The sequence below is a fragment of the Pseudomonas khavaziana genome (assembly GCF_036704165.1).
Lineage (GTDB): Bacteria > Pseudomonadota > Gammaproteobacteria > Pseudomonadales > Pseudomonadaceae > Aquipseudomonas > Aquipseudomonas khavaziana.
On record NZ_CP129946.1, the window covers coordinates 5,897,804 to 5,920,440 of the forward strand.

Below are 22,637 nucleotides of genomic sequence, written 5' to 3' on the forward strand. Positions count from 1 at the left end.
TCGGTTCATTGCGTCTTCACACACCGCAATCTGATGCTCGTTAGAGTAGTCAAATTGCTTGGGTGTTATATGGTCAAGCCTCACGGGCAATTAGTATTGGTTAGCTCAACGCCTCACAGCGCTTACACACCCAACCTATCAACGTCGTAGTCTTCGACGGCCCTTCAGGGGACTCAAGGTCCCAGTGAGATCTCATCTTGAGGCTAGTTTCCCGCTTAGATGCTTTCAGCGGTTATCTATTCCGAACATAGCTACCCGGCAATGCCACTGGCGTGACAACCGGAACACCAGAGGTTCGTCCACTCCGGTCCTCTCGTACTAGGAGCAGCCCCTCTCAAATCTCAAACGTCCACGGCAGATAGGGACCGAACTGTCTCACGACGTTCTAAACCCAGCTCGCGTACCACTTTAAATGGCGAACAGCCATACCCTTGGGACCGGCTTCAGCCCCAGGATGTGATGAGCCGACATCGAGGTGCCAAACACCGCCGTCGATATGAACTCTTGGGCGGTATCAGCCTGTTATCCCCGGAGTACCTTTTATCCGTTGAGCGATGGCCCTTCCATACAGAACCACCGGATCACTAAGACCTACTTTCGTACCTGCTCGACGTGTCTGTCTCGCAGTCAAGCGCGCTTTTGCCTTTATACTCTACGACCGATTTCCGACCGGTCTGAGCGCACCTTCGTACTCCTCCGTTACTCTTTAGGAGGAGACCGCCCCAGTCAAACTACCCACCATACACTGTCCTCGATCCGGATAACGGACCTGAGTTAGAACCTCAAAGTTGCCAGGGTGGTATTTCAAGGTTGGCTCCACGCAGACTGGCGTCCACGCTTCAAAGCCTCCCACCTATCCTACACAAGCAAATTCAAAGTCCAGTGCAAAGCTATAGTAAAGGTTCACGGGGTCTTTCCGTCTAGCCGCGGATACACTGCATCTTCACAGCGATTTCAATTTCACTGAGTCTCGGGTGGAGACAGCGCCGCCATCGTTACGCCATTCGTGCAGGTCGGAACTTACCCGACAAGGAATTTCGCTACCTTAGGACCGTTATAGTTACGGCCGCCGTTTACCGGGGCTTCGATCAAGAGCTTCGCGTTAGCTAACCCCATCAATTAACCTTCCGGCACCGGGCAGGCGTCACACCCTATACGTCCACTTTCGTGTTTGCAGAGTGCTGTGTTTTTAATAAACAGTCGCAGCGGCCTGGTATCTTCGACCGGCATGAGCTTACGGAGCAAGTCCTTCACCCTCACCGGCGCACCTTCTCCCGAAGTTACGGTGCCATTTTGCCTAGTTCCTTCACCCGAGTTCTCTCAAGCGCCTTGGTATTCTCTACCCAACCACCTGTGTCGGTTTGGGGTACGGTTCCTGGTTACCTGAAGCTTAGAAGCTTTTCTTGGAAGCATGGCATCAACCACTTCGTCATCTAAAAGATGACTCGTCATCAGCTCTCGGCCTTAGAATCCCGGATTTACCTAAGATTCCAGCCTACCACCTTAAACTTGGACAACCAACGCCAAGCTGGCCTAGCCTTCTCCGTCCCTCCATCGCAATAACCAGAAGTACAGGAATATTAACCTGTTTTCCATCGACTACGCTTTTCAGCCTCGCCTTAGGGACCGACTAACCCTGCGTCGATTAACGTTGCGCAGGAAACCTTGGTCTTTCGGCGTGGGTGTTTTTCACACCCATTGTCGTTACTCATGTCAGCATTCGCACTTCTGATACCTCCAGCAAGCTTCTCAACTCACCTTCACAGGCTTACAGAACGCTCCTCTACCGCATCACTTACGTGATACCCGTAGCTTCGGTGTATGGTTTGAGCCCCGTTACATCTTCCGCGCAGGCCGACTCGACTAGTGAGCTATTACGCTTTCTTTAAAGGGTGGCTGCTTCTAAGCCAACCTCCTAGCTGTCTAAGCCTTCCCACATCGTTTCCCACTTAACCATAACTTTGGGACCTTAGCTGACGGTCTGGGTTGTTTCCCTTTTCACGACGGACGTTAGCACCCGCCGTGTGTCTCCCATGCTCGGCACTTGTAGGTATTCGGAGTTTGCATCGGTTTGGTAAGTCGGGATGACCCCCTAGCCGAAACAGTGCTCTACCCCCTACAGTGATACATGAGGCGCTACCTAAATAGCTTTCGAGGAGAACCAGCTATCTCCGAGCTTGATTAGCCTTTCACTCCGATCCACAGGTCATCCGCTAACTTTTCAACGGTAGTCGGTTCGGTCCTCCAGTTAGTGTTACCCAACCTTCAACCTGCCCATGGATAGATCGCCCGGTTTCGGGTCTATTCCCAGCGACTAGACGCCCTATTAAGACTCGCTTTCGCTACGCCTCCCCTATTCGGTTAAGCTCGCCACTGAAAATAAGTCGCTGACCCATTATACAAAAGGTACGCAGTCACCCAACAAAGTGGGCTCCCACTGCTTGTACGCATACGGTTTCAGGATCTATTTCACTCCCCTCTCCGGGGTTCTTTTCGCCTTTCCCTCACGGTACTAGTTCACTATCGGTCAGTCAGTAGTATTTAGCCTTGGAGGATGGTCCCCCCATATTCAGACAAAGTTTCTCGTGCTCCGTCCTACTCGATTTCATGACTAAGAGATTTTCGCGTACAGGGCTATCACCCACTATGGCCGCACTTTCCAGAGCGTTCCGCTAATCTCAAAGCCACTTAAGGGCTAGTCCCCGTTCGCTCGCCACTACTAAGGGAATCTCGGTTGATTTCTTTTCCTCAGGGTACTTAGATGTTTCAGTTCCCCTGGTTCGCCTCTTGCACCTATGTATTCAGTACAAGATAACCATCTTATGATGGCTGGGTTCCCCCATTCAGACATCTCCGGATCAAAGTCTGTTTGCCGACTCCCCGAAGCTTTTCGCAGGCTACCACGTCTTTCATCGCCTCTGACTGCCAAGGCATCCACCGTATGCGCTTCTTCACTTGACCATATAACCCCAAGCAATCTGGTTATACTGTGAAGACAACATTCGCCGAAAATTCGAATTTCTCAATTAAGAGAACTCACAAATTTTACCTTAGCCTGATCCGTTACCAGTGAAAGTAACGTTCAGTCTATCTTTCTATCACATACCCAAATTTTTAAAGAACGAACTAGTCAAAGACTAGAAATCAACATTCACCATCACAACGATGGAATGCTCATTTCTAAGCTTTATACAAACAGAAGCAGTAGTGGTGGAGCCAAACGGGATCGAACCGTTGACCTCCTGCGTGCAAGGCAGGCGCTCTCCCAGCTGAGCTATGGCCCCGTATTTCTACAGGCGTTTCCCACACAAAATTGGTGGGTCTGGGCAGATTCGAACTGCCGACCTCACCCTTATCAGGGGTGCGCTCTAACCAACTGAGCTACAGACCCAATTTCGGGCTGCTTCTTTATCGTCTTCTTCAATGAATCAAGCAATTCGTGTGGGAACTTATGGAGCAGCTGATGTCGTCGATTAAGGAGGTGATCCAGCCGCAGGTTCCCCTACGGCTACCTTGTTACGACTTCACCCCAGTCATGAATCACACCGTGGTAACCGTCCTCCCGAAGGTTAGACTAGCTACTTCTGGTGCAACCCACTCCCATGGTGTGACGGGCGGTGTGTACAAGGCCCGGGAACGTATTCACCGCGACATTCTGATTCGCGATTACTAGCGATTCCGACTTCACGCAGTCGAGTTGCAGACTGCGATCCGGACTACGATCGGTTTTCTGGGATTAGCTCCACCTCGCGGCTTGGCAACCCTCTGTACCGACCATTGTAGCACGTGTGTAGCCCAGGCCGTAAGGGCCATGATGACTTGACGTCATCCCCACCTTCCTCCGGTTTGTCACCGGCAGTCTCCTTAGAGTGCCCACCATAACGTGCTGGTAACTAAGGACAAGGGTTGCGCTCGTTACGGGACTTAACCCAACATCTCACGACACGAGCTGACGACAGCCATGCAGCACCTGTCTCAATGTTCCCGAAGGCACCAATCTATCTCTAGAAAGTTCATTGGATGTCAAGGCCTGGTAAGGTTCTTCGCGTTGCTTCGAATTAAACCACATGCTCCACCGCTTGTGCGGGCCCCCGTCAATTCATTTGAGTTTTAACCTTGCGGCCGTACTCCCCAGGCGGTCAACTTAATGCGTTAGCTGCGCCACTAAGAGCTCAAGGCTCCCAACGGCTAGTTGACATCGTTTACGGCGTGGACTACCAGGGTATCTAATCCTGTTTGCTCCCCACGCTTTCGCACCTCAGTGTCAGTATCAGTCCAGGTGGTCGCCTTCGCCACTGGTGTTCCTTCCTATATCTACGCATTTCACCGCTACACAGGAAATTCCACCACCCTCTACCATACTCTAGTCAGTCAGTTTTGAATGCAGTTCCCAGGTTGAGCCCGGGGATTTCACATCCAACTTAACAAACCACCTACGCGCGCTTTACGCCCAGTAATTCCGATTAACGCTTGCACCCTCTGTATTACCGCGGCTGCTGGCACAGAGTTAGCCGGTGCTTATTCTGTCGGTAACGTCAAAATTGCAGAGTATTAATCTACAACCCTTCCTCCCAACTTAAAGTGCTTTACAATCCGAAGACCTTCTTCACACACGCGGCATGGCTGGATCAGGCTTTCGCCCATTGTCCAATATTCCCCACTGCTGCCTCCCGTAGGAGTCTGGACCGTGTCTCAGTTCCAGTGTGACTGATCATCCTCTCAGACCAGTTACGGATCGTCGCCTTGGTGAGCCATTACCCCACCAACTAGCTAATCCGACCTAGGCTCATCTGATAGCGCAAGGCCCGAAGGTCCCCTGCTTTCTCCCGTAGGACGTATGCGGTATTAGCGTCCGTTTCCGAACGTTATCCCCCACTACCAGGCAGATTCCTAGGCATTACTCACCCGTCCGCCGCTCTCAAGAGAAGCAAGCTTCTCTCTACCGCTCGACTTGCATGTGTTAGGCCTGCCGCCAGCGTTCAATCTGAGCCATGATCAAACTCTTCAGTTCAAACATCTTTGGGTTTTTAAGAAACCCTAAACTTGGCTCAGCAATCGTTGGTTACATCTTTGATTTCTCGCGGAGTAACTTGTGATGCTGATAATCTTGTTGACTATCAGTCTGACTCCACAAGCACCCACACGAATTGCTTGATTCAGTTGTTAAAGAGCGGTTGGTTAAGAGCTTTCGTCTCAACCGAGGCGCGCATTCTACAGCAGCCTCATTTGCTGTCAAGTGATTATTTTCAGAAGCTTTCGAAGATTTCTTCAACAACTTCAACCACTTGCGCTTCTGATCTCTCATCAGCGGGAGGCGAATTCTACAGCGTTACACGCTGCTGTCAACACCTCTTTTTCAACTTCCTTTTGGCTTCGATGAACTGAAGCAACTTGCTGCCGAAAACTTCATAACCCGTTGTTTACCAAGGAGTTTTCCGTTTCGACTGCGCCGGAAGTGGGGCGAATTATAGACAGATATAATTCGCCGTCAACACCTAATTTCAGACTTATTCGGATTTGAGCGTAATACGCGCAAATGCCTTCTTTCCTGCCTGGCACACATGGGTAGCGCCCAGCTCGTATACAAAGGTGCGATCTACTACCTCACCATCTATACGCACGCCGCCCGACCCCAAGAGATCACGAGCGACCGCCGAGTTCTTTACCAGGCCCGCCTTATTAAGGACAGCCGCAATCGGCATCGCCTCAACAGCCGTCAACTCAATCTCCGGCAGGTCGTCAGGCAGTTCGCCATCCTTCATACGATTACCCGCAGCGCGGTGGGCATTGGCCGCAGCCTCCTCGCCATGGAAGCGCGCAACAATCTCTTCTGCCAGCTTGATCTTCACATCGCGAGGGTTGGCACCCGCCTCTACATCCGCACGCAGCGCGTTAATTTCGTCCATCGAGCGGAAGCTCAACAGTTCGAAGTAACGCCACATCAAAGCATCCGGAATGGAAACCAGCTTGCCGTACATCACACCCGGCGCTTCCTGAATGCCAACATAGTTACCCAAGGACTTGGACATCTTCTTGACGCCATCCAACCCCTCAAGCAACGGCATGGTCAGAATGCACTGAGCCTCCTGACCATACGCACGCTGCAGCTCACGCCCCATCAGCAGGTTGAACTTCTGATCAGTGCCGCCCAGCTCGACATCCGCACGCAGCGCTACCGAGTCATACCCCTGAACAAGCGGGTAAAGGAACTCATGGATCGCGATTGGCTGATTGGTGGAGTAGCGTTTGTCGAAGTCATCGCGCTCGAGCATGCGCGCCACAGTGTACTGGGAGGTCAGGCGAATGAAGTCTGCCGGCCCCATCTTGTCCATCCAGGTTGAGTTGAACGCCACCTCGGTCTTGGCTGGATCAAGGATCTTGAATACCTGCGTCTTATAGGTCTCGGCATTATCGAGCACCTGCTCGCGAGTCAGCGGCGGGCGCGTTGCGCTCTTGCCACTCGGATCACCAATCATTCCGGTGAAGTCACCAATGAGGAAGATGACCTGGTGACCCAACTCCTGGAACTGACGCAGCTTATTAATAAGCACGGTGTGACCCAGGTGCAGATCCGGCGCGGTCGGATCAAAGCCAGCCTTGATACGCAGGGGCTGGCCACGCTTGAGCTTTTCAATCAGCTCAGACTCGACCAACAGTTCGTCCGCACCACGTTTTATCAGCGCTAGCTGCTCTTCAACCGACTTCATAACAGACCCGCAAGGCTCAGATTCAAAAGGGAACCAACCATACAAGATCAGGGACTAATTACAAGTTTTGCCCTGCGCACGGACACCGTTCAGCAAGCCCGGCATTCGCGAGCTTGCGCCACAGATGATTTGGTTATATTTTATACAGTTATTTCATCTTCATCATGTCATTCATCTTTTCCATTTCATCTTCAAAGTCAAAATTACCTATGACCACTGAACCGTCTAAAGCGCCGCCGCTTTACCCGAAGACCCACCTGCTCGCCGCAAGTGGTATCGCCGCCCTTCTCAGCCTGGCACTCCTGGTATTCCCTTCCAGTGACGTGGAAGCCAAACGAACATCCCTTAGCCTTGACCTGGAAAGCCCTGTTGAGCAACTGACACAAGATCAAGACGCTTCCGACGCCCAACAAGCCACAAACACTGCAACTGAATCACCTTTCGCACAGATCGAAAGCGCTCCCGAAGACACCCAGCAAGCTGCCCAGGAAGCACCTGCGGCTGCCGCCGCCAAGAATCCCCAGCATCGCGAAGTCATCGTGGGCAAAGGCGACACGCTATCCACCCTGTTCGAAAAAGTTGGCCTGCCTGCCGCTGCGGTGAATGAAGTGCTGGCCAGCGATAAGCAAGCCAAGCAATTCACCCAGCTCAAACGCGGCCAAAAGCTTGAATTTGAACTGACGCCAGACGGCCAGTTGAACAACCTGCACACCAGCCTCAGTGACCTGGAAAGCATCAGCCTGAGCAAAGGTGCCAAAGGCTTCGCCTTCAACCGCATCACCACCAAGCCAGTTATGCGTTCCGCCTACGTCCATGGGGTGATCAACAGCTCCTTGTCACAATCGGCTGCGCGCGCCGGCCTGTCCCACAGCATGACCATGGACATGGCCAGCGTATTTGGCTACGACATCGACTTCGCCCAGGACATCCGCCAGGGTGACGAATTCGACGTGATCTACGAGCAGAAAGTCGCCAACGGCAAAGTAGTAGGCACAGGCAACATTCTCTCTGCACGTTTCACCAACCGCGGCAAAACCTACACCGCTGTGCGCTACACGAACAAACAAGGCAATAGCAGCTATTACACGGCTGATGGCAACAGCATGCGTAAGGCCTTCATCCGTACGCCCGTGGACTTCGCCCGTATTAGCTCGCGTTTCTCCATGGGTCGCAAGCATCCAATTCTGAACAAAATCCGCGCGCATAAGGGCGTCGACTATGCCGCTCCGCGCGGTACGCCTATCAAGGCAGCCGGCGACGGCAAAGTGCTGTTGGCGGGACGTCGCGGCGGTTACGGCAATACGGTGATCATCCAACACGGCAATACCTACCGCACGCTGTATGGCCACATGCAAGGGTTCGCCAAGGGCGTCAAGACTGGCGGCAACGTGAAACAGGGCCAAGTAATCGGCTACATCGGCACTACTGGCCTGTCCACCGGGCCGCACTTGCACTATGAGTTCCAGGTCAATGGCGTACACGTTGACCCACTGGGCCAGAAGCTGCCGATGGCCGACCCCATCGCCAAAGCCGAGCGCGCACGCTTCATGCAACAGAGCCAACCGCTGATGGCGCGAATGGATCAAGAGCGTTCCACCTTGCTGGCTTCGGCGAAGCGTTAGGGTATGCCGCTCTATATCGGCGTGATGTCCGGGACCAGCCTCGACGGCCTGGATATCGCTCTTATTGAGCAGGGCACGGCGATTAATCTGATCGCCACCCTTTACATCCCTATGCCCGACACCTTGCGCACTGAGCTATTGAGCCTGTGCGCCAGCGGCCCGGATGAAATCGCCCGGTCTGCTATTGCCCAGCAACAGTGGGTAACGCTGGCCGCCCAAGGTATCCGCACCTTGCTGGAACAGCACGATTTCAAGCCTCAGGACATCCGCGCGATTGGCAGCCATGGCCAGACGATTCGCCACGAACCAGCCCGAGGCTTCACCGTGCAGATCGGCAACCCCGCCCTGCTCACCGAGATGACCGGCATCACCGTAGTCAGCGACTTCCGCAGCCGTGATGTTGCCGCTGGCGGCCAGGGTGCGCCCTTGGTCCCTGCGTTTCATGAAGCCTTGTTCGGCGAACACACGGGCAACCGCGCGGTGTTGAATATTGGCGGGTTCAGTAACCTCAGCCTGATTGAGACGAACAAGCCTGTCGCCGGCTTCGACTGCGGCCCGGGCAACGTCCTCCTGGATGCCTGGATTCACCTGCAGCGCGGCGAACACTTTGATCGCGACGGGCAATGGGCTGCCAGCGGCAAGGTCCAGCCCCGGCTACTCAACACATTGCTCAGCGACCCGTTCTTCTTGACCAAAGGCCCAAAAAGTACGGGGCGCGAAGTGTTCAACCTCGCGTGGTTGCAGGGGCACCTTGCCCGTTTGCCTGTGTTTGAACCTCAGGACGTACAGGCCACGCTACTGGAACTGACAGCCCTCACTATCGTCGAGTCCCTGCAAAGCGCCCAACCAACCACACAGACCTTGCTGATCTGCGGCGGCGGCGCCCATAACAAAACACTGATGGATCGCCTGACAGCGCTGCTGCCCTCCACCCACGTCAGCAGCACAGCCACCTACGGCGTAGACCCCGACTGGGTAGAAGCCATGGCCTTCGCGTGGCTGGCTCATTGCTGCCTGGAAGGCATTGCCGCCAACCGCCCCAGTGTCACCGGTGCTAGCGGCCTTCGGGTACTCGGCGCGATCTACCCCGCCTGAATGCCCAGACAGCAAAACGCCGCCTGGCTTAATCAAAGCCCGGCGGCGTTTTTTTGTTGCGGACGAGGTGACCGATCAGATCGAGAACGAAGACCCACAACCACAGGTAGTGGTGGCATTAGGGTTCTTGATCACGAAACGCGAGCCTTCCAGACCTTCCTGGTAATCCACCTCGGCACCTGCCAGGTACTGGAAACTCATCGGGTCCACGACGAGGCTGACGCCCTCGCGCTCGACGATGGTGTCGTCATCGGCCACATCTTCATCGAAGGTAAAACCGTACTGAAACCCTGAACAACCGCCGCCCGTAACGAATACGCGCAGCTTCAAGCGATCATTACCCTCTTCATCGACCAGGCTCTTCACCTTGTGCGCAGCACCGTGGGTAAATTGCAAAGCCGTGGGGGTGAAGGATTCAACGCTCATGCTGATAATCTCCCGGCGTAGCGCCGTCATATGCGTAATGGCCGGTATTATCCGCTTCTCCTAGAAAAGCGGTCAACTATTGTTACGGTATATCAATCTGCACAGCCGTCATCAAAAACGCAAAAGGCCCGATCAGCGGGCCTTTTGCGTAACGGTCTATGAGCGTTAAGGCAGCATGCCTGCGTGAGAAAGGCCCAGCTTCTCATCCAGGCCGAACAGGATGTTCATGTTCTGCACCGCCTGGCCCGACGCGCCCTTGACCAGGTTGTCGATCACCGAAAGCACCACGACCAGGTCGCCATCCTGCGGGCGATGCACTGCAATACGGCACACATTGGCGCCACGCACACTGCGGGTTTCCGGATGACTGCCCGCTGGCATCACATCGACGAACGGCTCACTGGCGTAACGTTTTTCAAACAATGCCTGCAAGTCTACCGAGCGGTCAGTAACGGTCGCATACAGCGTGGAGTGAATCCCACGGATCATCGGCGTCAGGTGCGGCACAAAGGTCAGGCCCACATCCTTACCGGCAGCGCGACGCAGTCCCTGGCGGATTTCTGGCAAGTGACGATGCCCTTTTACCGCATAGGCTTTCATGCTTTCCGACGTTTCAGAGTACAGAGAACCTACCGCCGCGCCGCGCCCCGCCCCGCTGACACCCGACTTGCAATCGGCGATCAGGCGCGAAGCATCCGCCAAGCCCGCTTCCAACAATGGCAGGAAGCCCAGTTGCGTCGCAGTCGGATAGCAACCCGGTACCGCAATCAGGCGTGCTTGCTTGATCTGCTCACGATTGACTTCCGGCAGGCCGTAGACCGCCTCCTCCAGCAACTGCGGCGCACCGTGGGGTTGGCCATACCATTTGGCCCACTCATCGGCATCCTGCAGGCGGAAGTCCGCCGACAGGTCGATGACCTTTGTACCGGCCGCCAACAACTCACCCGCCAACGCATGGGCAACACCGTGAGGCGTGGCAAAGAACACCACATCGCAAGCGCCCAGGGTCTTGATATCCGGCACGCTGAACGCCAGGCCATCATAGTGGCCTCGCAGGTTCGGGTACATATCGGCCACGGCCAGCCCAGCTTCGGATCGGGAAGTGATGACCACCACCTCAGCCTGCGGATGCTGGGCCAACAGACGCAGCAATTCGACACCGGTGTAACCCGTGCCGCCGACGATACCGACCTTGACCATAAACCTGCCCTCAACGAACCCACTGGAAAGCCGTCGATAATAGGGGCCGCATCGTCCTGCGACAACCGTCAACGTGACGTACGGGCGCATGAGCCACTACTATCTTGGCTACCGTGAACCTGGGAATAACTAAAAATGCTCTATCTATGGATCAAAGCCTTACACATCGTCAGCATCGTCTGCTGGTTTGCCGGGCTGTTCTATCTGCCGCGCCTGTTCGTCTACCATGCCCAAAGCGACGACACCGTCAGCAAAGAACGCTTCAGCGTCATGGAGCGTAAGCTGTACCGGGGCATCATGGGCCCGGCGATGGTTGCCACACTGATCTTCGGCATCTGGATGCTGGCGCTCAACCCCGGCATTTTCCAATCCGGTGCCTGGATCCACGCCAAGTTGACCCTGGTCGTGCTACTTATCGGCTACCACCATATGTGCGGCGCGCAGGTAAAACGCTTCGCCCGTGGCGAGAACACCCGCAGCCATGTCTTTTATCGCTGGTTCAATGAGGTGCCGGTTCTGATGTTGCTGGCTATCGTAATTTTGGTCGTGGTCAAACCGTTCTAATTTCAATTACTCGGGGAACCTCCAATGTCGCTGCCCGCTTTGCTGGAACAACGTCTGCGCCTGCCCGTGGTGGCTGCGCCGATGTTTCTGATCTCCAACCCGCAACTGGTCCTGGCCTGCTGTCGCAACGGAGTGGTCGGGAGCTTCCCGGCGCTCAACCAACGTGAGAGCAGCGGTTTCAGGGCCTGGCTGGAAGAAATCGAAGCGGGCCTGGCGCGGCTGGACAACCCAGCGCCCTATGCCGTAAACCTGATCGTGCATAACAGCAACCCACGGCTGGAGGCCGATTTGGCGATTTGTGTGGAGCACAAGGTGCCCATCGTCATTACGAGCCTCGGTGCGGTGAAGGAATTGGTCGATGCCGTCCACAGCTACGGCGGTTTGGTGTTTCATGACGTCACCACCCGACGCCATGCCGAGAAAGCCGCTGAGGCGGGGGTCGATGGCCTGATCGCCGTAGCCGCCGGGGCCGGCGGCCATGCTGGCACTTGGAGTCCCTTCTCGCTGATTGCCGAAATTCGCCAATTCTTCGACAAAACCCTGCTGCTGGCCGGTTGCCTCAACCACGGCCACGAAATTCTCGCCGCCCAGTTGCTGGGAGCCGACTTGGCGTATTTCGGCACGCGCTTTATCGGTACTACCGAAAGCCACGCGCCAGATGCCTATAAAGAGATGCTGCTCACATCGCGCGCCGCCGACATCGTGCACACTCCGGCAGTCTCCGGCGTACCTGCGAGCTTTATGCGCCAGAGCCTGGAAAATGCCGGTTTCGACCTCGCCGCACTGCAAGGCAAAGGTGAAGTCAATTTCGGCTCCAAACTCAAACCATTGAGTGATGAGGCCAAAGCGTGGAAAACTGTATGGTCCGCCGGTCAGGGCGTCGGTGAAATCGATGATTTACCCAGCGTCGATGAACTCGTCGCCCGCCTGGATGCCGAATACCGCGAAGCACGCGAGCATGCTGCGCAACTGCGCTGGCCACGCTGACCCACTGCACGGCCCGCCAATTGGACGGGCCTGCACACCCTCCCTGATTAAGTGACAAGGATGCCCGCATGAGCGACAGCCGTTTCAAGATTGTGTTTGACGGAGCCTTGCTCCCGGGTGTCGAAAGCACCACCGCCAAGCTGAACCTCGCCGAGCTGTTCAAGAGTGATGTCGAGGCGATTGAAAAACTCTTTACCGGCCGCCCGGTCGCGCTCAAACGCGACCTTTCCCGCCCCGATGCCGAAACCTATCTGACGGCATTGAAAAACGCCGGGGTCGACGCACGCATCGAAGCCGAACAACCCGTAGCATTTAGCCTGGCCGAAACCCACGAGACGAGCTCTCCTGGCTCCGACTTTTCCCGCTCCGAAGCTTCACCTTATGCCCCGCCACGCGCTGCGGTTGGCGATGACTTGCCGGAGTTCGCCACCCTCAAGGTCTTCACCATCCACGGGCGCATCGGCCGCCTGCGTTACCTGGCCTGGACGCTGGCACTGACCGTCGCGATGCTGGTGGCTGCTGGCATCATCAGTACCGTCGGCTTCGCGGTGGCGACTGCCTCGCCAACCATCGCCATCATTCTCGGCTCGCTGCTGGGTTTCGCGTTATTTGTTGCCCTCGTCGTGGTAAGCGTACAAATCGGCGTGCAACGTCTGCACGACCTGGGCTGGTCTGGCTGGCTGTACCTGCTGAACCTGGTGCCACTGGTCAATAGCGTTTTCCCCATCCTGTTGCTGGTATTGCCGGGCAACGCGGGAGCCAACCAATACGGCGCACCGCCACCACCCAACTCTACAGCGGTGAAAATCCTGGCCTCGCTATGGCTGGCGTTTATTCCGTTGATGCTCATCATCGGCCTGACCCTGGGCATGAACGGCTATCTGGACCAACTTGAAGCCAACATGGACAGCAGCTACGAAAGCAGCTCCATCATCTCCGATGAAGACGTTGATCAAAGCGTCATCGTAGATGAAGCCGCAGCGCAAAGTGCTGACGACGCAGCCGAACCTGTAGACTCTCCAGAACAGTGAAGAAACGCCCGCCGCCTGTGACGCCACTGTCACAGGCCAGGCGGCGTTGCGATGGAGAAAGGCATGACCCGTTACGCTCTGATCACCGGCGCCTCCAGCGGCATCGGCCTGGCCTTGGCCGAAGCCCTGGCTCGACGCGGCCGCAGCTTGATTCTGGTGGCCCGCCAGCGTGATCAGTTGGAAAGCATTGCCCTGGAGTTGACTCAACGCTTCGGCGTCGAGGTGTTGTTTCGTGCCTGCGACTTGGGTGAGCCGCTGCGTTTGTCCGGTTTTTTGCTGGAGCTTGAAGAAGGTGAGCGACAGATTGACCTGCTGATCAACTGCGCTGGCATTGGCACCAGCGGGCCGTTCCTGGCCCAGGACTGGATGACCGAGCAGGACCTGATCGAAGTCAACATCCTGGCCCTCACCCGCATGTGCCATGCCCTTGGCAATGCCATGGCGCTGCACGGTGGCGGGCAGATTCTAAATGTCGCGTCGGTTGCAGCCTTTCAGCCAGGCCCTTGGATGAGCAGCTACTACGCCAGCAAAGCCTATGTACTGCACTTTTCAGAAGGCTTGCGCGAAGAGTTGAAGACGTGTGGCATCAAGGTCTCGGTACTTTGCCCAGGCCCTACGCGCACCGCCTTCTTCGGCACTGCGCAGATGGATACGGCCAAACTTGACCGCAGCCAGCAACTGATGAGCCCGGAAGAAGTCGCGCTCTACACCGTGCGCGCGCTGGAAAAGAACAAAGCCATCATCATTCCCGGGCGCCGCAACCGCTGGCTCGCATTCAGCCCGCGCCTCAGCCCGCGTTGGCTGACCCGCAAGATTGCCGGCGCCATCAACAAAGCCTATTGCCCGCGCTGATCGCCTGGGTACACTCACCCTGCATTTTTATAATGGAGAAACAGCTGTGGATACTCTGTTCACCAAGATCATCAACAGAGAAATACCCGCGAACATCATCTACGAAGATGATCAAGTCCTCGCCTTCCACGATATTGCCCCGCAAGCACCGGTACATTTTCTGGTTATCCCGAAAAAGCCCGTTCGTACCCTGAATGACCTGACCGAAGATGATAAGGCCCTGGCCGGCCATATCCTGTTTACAGCCCAGCGACTGGCGCTGGAGTTGGGTTGTGAACAGGGTTTTCGGGTCGTAATGAACTGCAACGAGATGGGTGGGCAGACTGTTTATCACATCCATATGCATGTGCTCGGTCAGCGCCAGATGAACTGGCCGCCAGGCTGAGGGGCGAGGGTCAAATTGACTCAGCGCAAACGCTTTGCCCTCTCTTGCGGTAAACTGGCCGCCGAGATTCTTCCCGGAGGTCAGCATGACTACCCAACGTCACTACTCGCCGATTGACCGTCTGTTGCTGCAAGCCGATATGGCCATGCGCACGCTGCTGCCATTCAGCGGCCAACCGTACCGCCCATCGCCCGCCATTGTGCAGCCCGATGCGCAGTTGAGCGAAACGGACACCCGTCACGTCGCCGGCCTGATGCGTATCAATCATACCGGTGAAGTCTGTGCCCAGGCGCTGTATCAGGGCCAGGCGCTGACCGCCAAGTTGCCGCAGGTACGTGCAGCGATGGAACATGCAGCGGAGGAAGAGATCGATCACCTGGCCTGGTGCGAACAGCGTATCCGCCAGTTGGGCAGTCATCCCAGCGTGCTGAACCCTCTGTTTTATGGTCTGTCGTTTGGTATCGGCGCTGCCGCCGGGTTGATCAGCGACAAAGTCAGCCTCGGATTTGTCGCCGCGACCGAACATCAGGTCTGCAAGCACCTGGATGAACATCTGGAGCAGCTGCCGGCCGAAGACGACAAGTCCCGGGCGATTCTTGAGCAAATGCGCATCGATGAAGAACACCATGCAGAAAGCGCTCTAGACGCCGGCGGCTTCCGCTTCCCAGCCCCGGTGAGGTTCGGCATGAGCCTGATGGCCAAGGTCATGACCAAAAGCACTTATAGAATCTAAAGTGCATCAAATTCAAACCGGAAAAAAGGGCGCTTGAAGCGCCCTTTCTCTTGCCTGCGATTCCAGCAGTCAGCCCAACTCGATGATTTCGTAATCGTGAGTAATGACCACACCTGCGGCACCGAGCATGATCGACGCCGAGCAATACTTCTCGGCGGACAGCTCAATGGCACGCTTGACCTGAGCTTCCTTGAGCGCACGTCCCTTGACCACGAAATGCATATGGATCTTGGTAAATACCTTGGGATCCTCAGTGGCGCGCTCGGCGTCCAGGAAGGCTTCGCAGCTTTCCACAGCCTGGCGCGACTTCTTCAGGATGCTGACCACATCGAAATTGCTGCAACCACCAACCCCCAGCAGCAACATTTCCATCGGGCGTACCCCCAGGTTACGGCCACCGGCTTCCGGCGGGCCGTCCATGACCACCACATGACCGCTACCCGACTCACCGAGGAACATGGCTTCGCCCGCCCATTGGATGCGTGCCTTCATCGCCCAGACTCCACTGCTAAAAAAGGGTCGCCAGCTTAGCACAGGGCCTCAAAACCACAGCGCTCCGCCTGAATTTGTTAAATGACAGCGTTTGCCAAGCAATTTCGCTGATCGAGACAGAATGTGTCTGGTAAGCTGGCGCCAAATCAATGGCGCATTGCCATGATTTTTACAGTGCGTATCAATATTGAGGCCGCTGGATAAAAACAACGTCAACCACCGCGCAGTCTTTCGGGAAACAACCATGGTTGCTCTTACTCCCACACCCAAGATCAAGAACCTCGACAAGCTGTTGATGCATTGCCAGCGCCGACGGCATCCGGCCAAACACAACATCATCTGCGCCGGCGAGCGCTCAGAAACCCTGTTTTTCATTATCAAGGGCTCGGTCACCATCCTGATCGAGGATGAAGACGGTCGCGAAATGATCATCGCGTACCTGAACACTGGAGATTTCTTCGGGGAGTTGGGGCTGTTTGAGCAGGCGGGCAAAGAACAGGAGCGCAGTGCCTGGGTGCGCACCAAGGTTGAGTGCGAAGTCGCCGAGATCAGCTATACGAAATTTCGCGAACTGGCCCAGCATGATCCGGATATCTTGTATGCCCTGAGCGGTCAGATCGCCCAACGCCTGCGTGATACCACGCGCAAGGTCGGCGACCTGGCGTTTTTCGATGTCACCGGTCGTGTAGCGCGCTGCTTGCTGGAGTTGTGCAAACAGCCCGACGCCATGACCCATCCCGACGGTATGCAGATCAAGGTCACGCGCCAGGAGATAGGGCGTATTGTCGGTTGCTCAAGGGAGATGGTCGGCCGTGTGCTCAAGGATCTGGAAGAGCGTAACCTGGTACACGTCAAAGGCAAGACGATGGTGGTATTCGGTACCCGCTAAACCTGCAGGAAGCTGGCCAGCATCTGACGGTACAACCGGTCGAGCCGACTGATCGCATCCGGTGCGGGAAACGCTTCGTGCAAGGCGATATGGCTCTCGGCACGCACCCGCTGTTCCAGGCCACAGGTTTGATTGAAACGGTTGACTGCTTCAATTAATTCCTCGCGCTCGTTATCCAGCAGCATGGCACCATGGATCAAGCCCACCGGACGGCCACCGCTCTGTCGCCAGCGCTGGGCGGTACCCACCATCTTGCGACCGTTGAGATTGACGTTATAGCGACCGTCGCAAAACGCTCCGTCGATTTCACCAACGGAGGCATCGCCGCCCAACTCGAGAAGAAAATCACAGATCGGCTGGCACAAGCGCTGGTAACCGGTTTCGATCCGCCCTTGGTCGCTCTCACTCCGCGGTGGCGCATACACCAGGGCGATATTTACTGTGGCAGCGGACTGCGGCACAGGCTCACCCCCAGTTTCGCGCAGCAACACCGGCCAACCGGCCTCCGCCGAGACTTGGCTGGCCACTGCAAATGCTGGCAGCCGACTCAAACGGCGCGGCATGACCAACGCCTGGTCGCTGGGCTGCCAGAACAACAGCCCGAAGTCCTGCTCGCCCGCGCCAACGGCTGCCAACAGCTGTTGCTCGGCGGCAAGGCCCGCTTCGACAGTCATGATCACGGGCTGAATCATCGAGCACCTACCTTTCAGATTAAACACAAGACCCAATGTGGGAGGGGGCTTGCTCCCGATAGCGAACCTTCAGCCGACTGATCATCAACTGAAAGAATGCTATCGGGGCAAGCCCCCTCCCACATTTTATTGCGCACTTCAATCAGTCTAATGTCGAACCGCTGACTGTCACGCCACGCTCCGGGAAAAACAGGCGTTGCAATTCCGCCCCCGGGTTCTCGGCACGCATGAACGTCTCGCCCACCAGGAACGAGTAAACGCCGCTGATTTCCATCAACTCCACGTCGGCACGATTGACGATGCCACTCTCGGTAATCACCAAGCGATCACGGGGAATACGCGGCAACAGATCCAGGGTATTTTCCAGGCTGACTTCAAACGTATGCAGGTTACGGTTGTTGACCCCCACCAGCGGCGTGTCGAGGGTTTTCAGTGCGCGCTCAAGCTCGTCGCCGTCATGCACTTCAACCAATACATCAAGACCGACGCTTTTGGCCACCGCCGCCAACTCGGCCATTTTCACGTCATCCAGTGCGGAGACGATCAATAACACGCAGTCAGCGCCCAAGGCTCGGGCTTCGACGATCTGGTAAGGGTCAACCATGAAGTCCTTGCGGATCACCGGCAACTTGCATGCACCACGAGCCTGCTGCAGGAACAGGTCGGCCCCCTGGAAGTAGTCGATATCGGTCAGCACGGACAAGCAAGTCGCCCCGCCCTTCTCATAGCTGGCGGCGATTTCAGCCGGTACAAAGTTTTCGCGAATGACGCCTTTGCTCGGCGAGGCTTTTTTCACCTCGGCGATCACGGCAGGCTGCTTGAGCTTGGCCTGGGCGATCAAGGCATTGGCAAAACCTCGTGGCGCATCGGCGGCCTTCGCCTGCGCCTCCAGCTCGGCCAGGCTCACGCGGGCGCGGCGCTCGGCCACCTCTTCGGCCTTGCGGGCCAGGATCTTTTCCAGAACGGTCGGCACACTCATCCTTCATTCTCCATCTTGAATACGGCAGTGAAGGCTCCCAGCTCTTCGAGCTTCTCACGAGCCAGACCAGTGTGCAGCGCATCGTGGGCCAAGGCGACACCTTCCTTAAGACTATAGGCGTGGTCGGCTGCGTAAAGTGCCGCGCCAGCATTCAGAACAATCATCTCCGCGGCCTTCTGACCGTTTTCGGTCTTACGGCGCCCCAGAGCATCACGAATCAGTTCCAGAGAAGCTGCCGGGCTTTCCACCGCCAAGCCGTGCAAGCTCTGGCTCTTCATGCCCAAGTCCTCAGGTTCGACCCAATACTCAGTGACCTCATCGTTCTTCAGCTCTGCGACAAAGGTCGGCGCCGCCAAGCTGAATTCGTCCAGGCCATCCTTGGAATGCACCACGAGCACATGCTTGCTGCCCAGACGCTGCAAGACTTCGGCCAGTGGCCGGCACAACGCCTGACTGAACACACCCACCACCTGATGCTTCACACCGGCCGGATTCGTAAGCGGGCCAAGCATGTTGAACAGGGTACGCAGGCCGAGGTCCTTGCGTGGGCCGGCAGCGTGCTTCATCGCGCCGTGATGGGACTGGGCAAACATGAAGCCAATGCCAACGCTGTCAATGCAGCGTGCTACTTGTACCGGCGTGAGGTTCAGGTAGATACCCGCCGCTTCCAGCAAATCGGCACTGCCGCTCTTGCCGGATACCGCACGGTTACCATGTTTGGCGACGGTGCAGCCAGCCGCAGCCACCACAAAAGACGAGGCTGTCGACACGTTGAAAATGTTCGCACCGTCACCGCCGGTGCCGACCACATCGACAACGCCGTCGAGGGTCTTGAGTTCGACCCTGTCCGCCAGCTCACGCATCACCGACACCGCACCGACAATTTCGTCGATGCTTTCGCTCTTCATGCGCATTGCCATCATAAAGGCGCCGATCTGCGCGTCGGTACATTGACCGGTCATGATCTCGCGCATCACATCGCTCATTTCGGCGGTGCTCAGGTCCAGATGGCCGACGATACGGTTCAGGGCAGTCTTGATATCCATGAAAAGTCCTTAGCGCGTGCCGCCGCTCTGCTTGAGAAAGTTGGCGAACAGCTCGTAGCCCTGCTCGGTCAGGATTGATTCAGGGTGAAACTGCACCCCTTCGATATTCAGTGTCTTGTGACGCAGGCCCATGATCTCATCGACCGAGCCGTCCTCCAGCTGGGTCCAGGCGGTTAACTCCAGGCATTCAGGCAAGGTTTCGCGCTTGACCACCAGCGAGTGATAACGGGTCACCGTCACGGGCAGGTTCAGGCCACGGAACACGCCGAGATCCTTATGGAACACCGGGCTGGTCTTGCCATGCATGACCTGGCGCGCACGTACAACGTCACCGCCAAACGCCTGACCGATGGACTGATGGCCCAGGCATACGCCCAGGATCGGCAGCTTGCCGGCGAAATAGCTGATGGCTTCAAGAGAGATGCCCGCTTCGGTCGGCGTGCAAGGGCCTGGCGAAACCACGATACGCTCCGGATTCAGGGCGGCAATTTCGGCGACGGTCAGTTCATCGTTGCGCACGACCTTGACCTCGGCACCGAGCTCGCCAAGGTATTGCACAACGTTGTAGGTAAAGGAGTCGTAGTTATCAATCATCAGCAACATGTGGGGTTCAAGCCTCTTGAATTCACTGATTTCAAATGACGGCCTTCCTAGAGAGTGACCCGCTGCCACGCACGTTCCGATTGCCAGGGGTAGCCGGCAAGGGGCGTCAGACAACGGGTGAAGAAGGCAAATCGTTACAGGTCCGGCCGGGCCGGCGGAGAAAAATGTCAGGCGCGCCAACGCCAACGGGCGTGTGCCTTGACTACTCGCATCAAGAGTTTGCTGATGATCAACACGGGGAGGGTCTCATTTATACGTTCAGGCACAGTAACGTAGCCTAGCCAGCGGTGCAATATGGAGCCGTAAATACGGGAAGGCGAGTAGGCAAATTCGGTATATCCCTACAGAAATTATCAGAAGTTTTGCTAGTGTTTGAGTTCCGATACAAAAACAACCAAATGGAACCTTGCATGTTCAGACCAGCATTTTTCGCACCCCTTGCCGGTTGTATCTTGTCATTGGCATGCGCCCAGGCGTTCGCAGCTCCGTCGCCATATTCAACGATGGTGGTTTTTGGTGACAGCCTGGCTGATGCCGGCCAGTTTCCCGATGGCTCGAATGGCTCCACGCTACGCTTTACCAACCGTACAGGCCCGACATTCCAGGGTGAATACGGCCTGGTTTCATCGACCCTGTTGGGCGCGAAACTGGGAGTAGCCCCCAACGACCTGAACGCCTCCACCTCACCGGTTCGCGCAGCCCAGGGCTTGCCAGATGGCAACAACTGGGCCGTCGGTGGCTACCGTACCGACGATATCCTCGACTCCATTACCTCGGTTTCAGATGCCGCCATCCCACCCGGCAACCCTGGTGCGGGCACAGTTTTGCGCAGCCGCCAGGGATATCTGCCAGCCAACGGCGGACGGGCCGACCCCAATGCACTGTACTTTCTCTCCGGCGGCGGCAATGACTTCCTCCAAGGCCGCGTACTCAGCCCGGAACAAGCGGTCGCCGCCGGCGGGCGCCTGGCTGACAGCGCCCAGGCGCTGCAACAAGCCGGTGCGCGTTACATCATGGTGTGGATGTTGCCCGACCTTGGGTTGACGCCCGCCATCAATGGCACCCCGCAGCAGGCCGCGACCTCGGCCCTGAGCAATATATTCAACCAGTCATTGGTTCAGCGCCTGTCGCACGTCGACGCCCAGGTTATCCCGTTGAATATCCCATTGCTGTTGAAGGAAGCTTTCGCCGATCCAGCGCACTTCGGCCTGGCCACGGGGCAGAATTTGACCGGCACCTGTTTCAGCGGCAACAGCTGCACCGCTAACCCAACCTATGGCATTGGTGGTACCAACCCGGACCCGACCAAGCTGATCTACAACGACTCGGTCCACCCTACGGTGGCGGGGCAACAATTGATTGCCGACTACGCCTACTCGCTGCTGGCGGCGCCTTGGGAGCTGACCTTGCTGCCGGAAATGGCCCAAGGCACATTGCGCGCCCACCAGGACGAGCTGCGCAATCAATGGCAAGCAGACAACGGCAACTGGCAAGCCGTCGGTCAATGGCGTGCAATCGTGGCCGGCGGTGGGCAGCGTCTGGATTTCGACGACCAGAGCAGTTCGGCCAGTGGCGACGGCAGCGGCTACAACCTGAATATCGGCGGCAGCTACCGACTCGATGAAAGCTGGCGCGTAGGTGTTGCCGCCGGCCTGTATCGACAGACACTGGAAGCTGGCACCAACGATTCGGACTACAAGCTCAACAGCTACATGGGCACGGCCTTCGCTCAATACCAGCAAAATCACTGGTGGGCCGATGCCGCCGTGACCGGCGGCAAGCTGGACTTCGACAGCCTCAAGCGCAAGTTCGCCTTGGGCGTGAACGAAGCGTCCGAAAAAGGCGATACCGATGGCTGGCTCTGGGCCTTGAGCGGCCGACTGGGCTATGACCTTGCTGCACCGGGCAGCGACTGGCACCTGTCGCCGTTCATCAGCGCCGACTATGCACGCGTCGAAGTGAATGGTTATTCGGAAAAAAACAGTCGCTCCACCGCACTGACCTTCGATGATCAACAACGCGACTCCAAGCGTCTTGGCGTCGGCCTGCAGGGCAGCTACCGCATCACACCGCAAACCCAGGTGTTCGGCGAAGTGGCCCACGAGCACGAGTTCGAAAATGACACCCAGAAGGTGAATATTTCGCTCAACAGCGTGCAGGGAATCGACTTCAAGCTGGACGGGTATACGCCTCGCAGCAACTCTGACCGTTTGAGCCTGGGTGTCAGCCACAAGCTGACTCAGGACCTGGCGTTGCGGGCGGCGTATAACCTCAGGAAGGATGACAATTTGACCCAGCAAGGGGTCAATGTCGGGGTCAGTCTGGATTTCTAAA

18 protein-coding genes, 2 tRNA genes and 2 rRNA genes are annotated in these 22,637 nt (G+C 56.6%); 10 read left to right on the forward strand and 12 right to left on the reverse strand.

All coding sequences use genetic code 11. The features are described from left to right. Positions 1 to 69: 69 nt before the first annotated feature. From QYQ93_RS26385 to tyrS, 5 genes are all read right to left on the reverse strand, one after another. A 23S ribosomal RNA gene (locus QYQ93_RS26385) occupies positions 70 to 2,961 on the reverse strand. 247 nt (positions 2,962 to 3,208) lie between these two features. After that, a tRNA-Ala gene (locus QYQ93_RS26390) sits at positions 3,209 to 3,284 on the reverse strand. 30 nt (positions 3,285 to 3,314) lie between these two features. Beyond that, a tRNA-Ile gene (locus QYQ93_RS26395) sits at positions 3,315 to 3,391 on the reverse strand. Between the two features lie 83 nt (positions 3,392 to 3,474). Beyond that, positions 3,475 to 5,011, reverse strand: a 16S ribosomal RNA gene (locus QYQ93_RS26400). Together the 16S and 23S rRNA genes with 2 tRNA genes alongside form the textbook arrangement of a ribosomal RNA operon. A gap of 496 nt (positions 5,012 to 5,507) precedes the next feature. Continuing rightward, positions 5,508 to 6,707 (reverse strand): tyrosine--tRNA ligase, encoded by a 1,200-nt coding sequence (gene tyrS / locus QYQ93_RS26405; protein WP_043051180.1) that lies wholly within the window; start codon positions 6,705 to 6,707, stop codon positions 5,508 to 5,510. Between the two features lie 209 nt (positions 6,708 to 6,916). Here tyrS and QYQ93_RS26410 point away from each other — a divergent pair, with 209 nt between their 5' ends. After that, the gene (locus QYQ93_RS26410) at positions 6,917 to 8,329 is read left to right on the forward strand and encodes a peptidoglycan DD-metalloendopeptidase family protein (RefSeq protein WP_338475820.1); all 1,413 of its coding nucleotides are present in this window, start codon (positions 6,917 to 6,919) and stop codon (positions 8,327 to 8,329) included. A gap of 3 nt (positions 8,330 to 8,332) precedes the next feature. Continuing rightward, complete coding sequence (locus tag QYQ93_RS26415) at positions 8,333 to 9,424, forward strand: anhydro-N-acetylmuramic acid kinase (RefSeq protein WP_338475822.1); 1,092 nt, start codon at positions 8,333 to 8,335, stop codon at positions 9,422 to 9,424. A 75-nt stretch (positions 9,425 to 9,499) separates the two neighbouring features. Here the strand turns inward: QYQ93_RS26415 and erpA are convergent, their stop codons facing one another. Both erpA and argC read right to left on the reverse strand, forming a co-directional pair. Then, the gene (erpA, locus tag QYQ93_RS26420) at positions 9,500 to 9,850 is read right to left on the reverse strand and encodes an iron-sulfur cluster insertion protein ErpA (RefSeq protein WP_003176443.1); all 351 of its coding nucleotides are present in this window, start codon (positions 9,848 to 9,850) and stop codon (positions 9,500 to 9,502) included. Positions 9,851 to 10,015: 165 nt separating this feature from the next. Next, positions 10,016 to 11,050 (reverse strand): N-acetyl-gamma-glutamyl-phosphate reductase, encoded by a 1,035-nt coding sequence (gene argC / locus QYQ93_RS26425; RefSeq protein ID WP_043051177.1) that lies wholly within the window; start codon positions 11,048 to 11,050, stop codon positions 10,016 to 10,018. A 135-nt stretch (positions 11,051 to 11,185) separates the two neighbouring features. Between argC and hemJ the strand changes: the two genes are divergently transcribed. The 6 genes from hemJ (at position 11,186) to coq7 (ending at position 15,602) form a co-directional block, all read left to right on the forward strand. Next, on the forward strand, positions 11,186 to 11,614 hold the full coding sequence (gene hemJ, locus QYQ93_RS26430; protein ID WP_043051176.1) for a protoporphyrinogen oxidase HemJ: 429 nt from the start codon (positions 11,186 to 11,188) through the stop codon (positions 11,612 to 11,614). 24 nt (positions 11,615 to 11,638) lie between these two features. Next, positions 11,639 to 12,601 carry a nitronate monooxygenase family protein gene (locus QYQ93_RS26435; protein ID WP_338475823.1) on the forward strand — a complete coding sequence of 321 codons (963 nt, stop codon included), beginning with the start codon at positions 11,639 to 11,641 and terminating at the stop codon, positions 12,599 to 12,601. Positions 12,602 to 12,669: 68 nt separating this feature from the next. After that, positions 12,670 to 13,632, forward strand: a complete 963-nt coding sequence (locus tag QYQ93_RS26440) for a DUF805 domain-containing protein (RefSeq protein WP_338475825.1) — start codon at positions 12,670 to 12,672, stop codon at positions 13,630 to 13,632. A gap of 63 nt (positions 13,633 to 13,695) precedes the next feature. Beyond that, positions 13,696 to 14,484: an SDR family NAD(P)-dependent oxidoreductase gene (locus tag QYQ93_RS26445; protein WP_043051173.1), complete on the forward strand. Its 789-nt coding sequence runs from the start codon at positions 13,696 to 13,698 to the stop codon at positions 14,482 to 14,484. 46 nt (positions 14,485 to 14,530) lie between these two features. Continuing rightward, the gene (locus tag QYQ93_RS26450) at positions 14,531 to 14,869 is read left to right on the forward strand and encodes a histidine triad nucleotide-binding protein (protein ID WP_043051172.1); all 339 of its coding nucleotides are present in this window, start codon (positions 14,531 to 14,533) and stop codon (positions 14,867 to 14,869) included. An 85-nt stretch (positions 14,870 to 14,954) separates the two neighbouring features. Next, positions 14,955 to 15,602, forward strand: a complete 648-nt coding sequence (coq7, locus tag QYQ93_RS26455; RefSeq protein WP_043051171.1) for a 2-polyprenyl-3-methyl-6-methoxy-1,4-benzoquinone monooxygenase — start codon at positions 14,955 to 14,957, stop codon at positions 15,600 to 15,602. 69 nt (positions 15,603 to 15,671) lie between these two features. Here coq7 and QYQ93_RS26460 read toward each other — a convergent pair whose 3' ends face one another. After that, entirely contained in the window at positions 15,672 to 16,094 is a 423-nt protein-coding gene (locus QYQ93_RS26460; protein WP_043051170.1) for an OsmC family protein, read from the reverse strand. Positions 16,095 to 16,338: 244 nt separating this feature from the next. Between QYQ93_RS26460 and crp the strand changes: the two genes are divergently transcribed. After that, on the forward strand, positions 16,339 to 16,983 hold the full coding sequence (crp, locus tag QYQ93_RS26465) for a cAMP-activated global transcriptional regulator CRP (RefSeq protein WP_043051169.1): 645 nt from the start codon (positions 16,339 to 16,341) through the stop codon (positions 16,981 to 16,983). Here the strand turns inward: crp and QYQ93_RS26470 are convergent. The 4 genes from QYQ93_RS26470 to QYQ93_RS26485 form a co-directional block, all read right to left on the reverse strand. Continuing rightward, positions 16,980 to 17,675 (reverse strand): lipoate--protein ligase family protein, encoded by a 696-nt coding sequence (locus QYQ93_RS26470; protein ID WP_338475826.1) that lies wholly within the window; start codon positions 17,673 to 17,675, stop codon positions 16,980 to 16,982. The two genes, crp and QYQ93_RS26470, sit on opposite strands and share 4 nt — an antisense overlap. A 142-nt stretch (positions 17,676 to 17,817) precedes the next feature. After that, positions 17,818 to 18,654, reverse strand: coding sequence for an indole-3-glycerol phosphate synthase TrpC (trpC, locus tag QYQ93_RS26475; RefSeq protein ID WP_043051167.1), 837 nt, complete (start codon positions 18,652 to 18,654; stop codon positions 17,818 to 17,820). After that, positions 18,651 to 19,700 (reverse strand): anthranilate phosphoribosyltransferase, encoded by a 1,050-nt coding sequence (trpD, locus tag QYQ93_RS26480; RefSeq protein WP_043051166.1) that lies wholly within the window; start codon positions 19,698 to 19,700, stop codon positions 18,651 to 18,653. Before trpD ends, trpC begins: the two co-directional genes overlap by 4 nt. 9 nt (positions 19,701 to 19,709) lie before the next feature. Continuing rightward, complete coding sequence (locus QYQ93_RS26485; protein ID WP_043051165.1) at positions 19,710 to 20,303, reverse strand: aminodeoxychorismate/anthranilate synthase component II; 594 nt, start codon at positions 20,301 to 20,303, stop codon at positions 19,710 to 19,712. Positions 20,304 to 20,713: 410 nt separating this feature from the next. On the opposite strand from QYQ93_RS26485, the gene estP reads away from it, so the two are divergent. Further along, complete coding sequence (estP, locus tag QYQ93_RS26490; RefSeq protein WP_338475828.1) at positions 20,714 to 22,636, forward strand: esterase EstP; 1,923 nt, start codon at positions 20,714 to 20,716, stop codon at positions 22,634 to 22,636. Position 22,637: the final 1 nt, after the last annotated feature.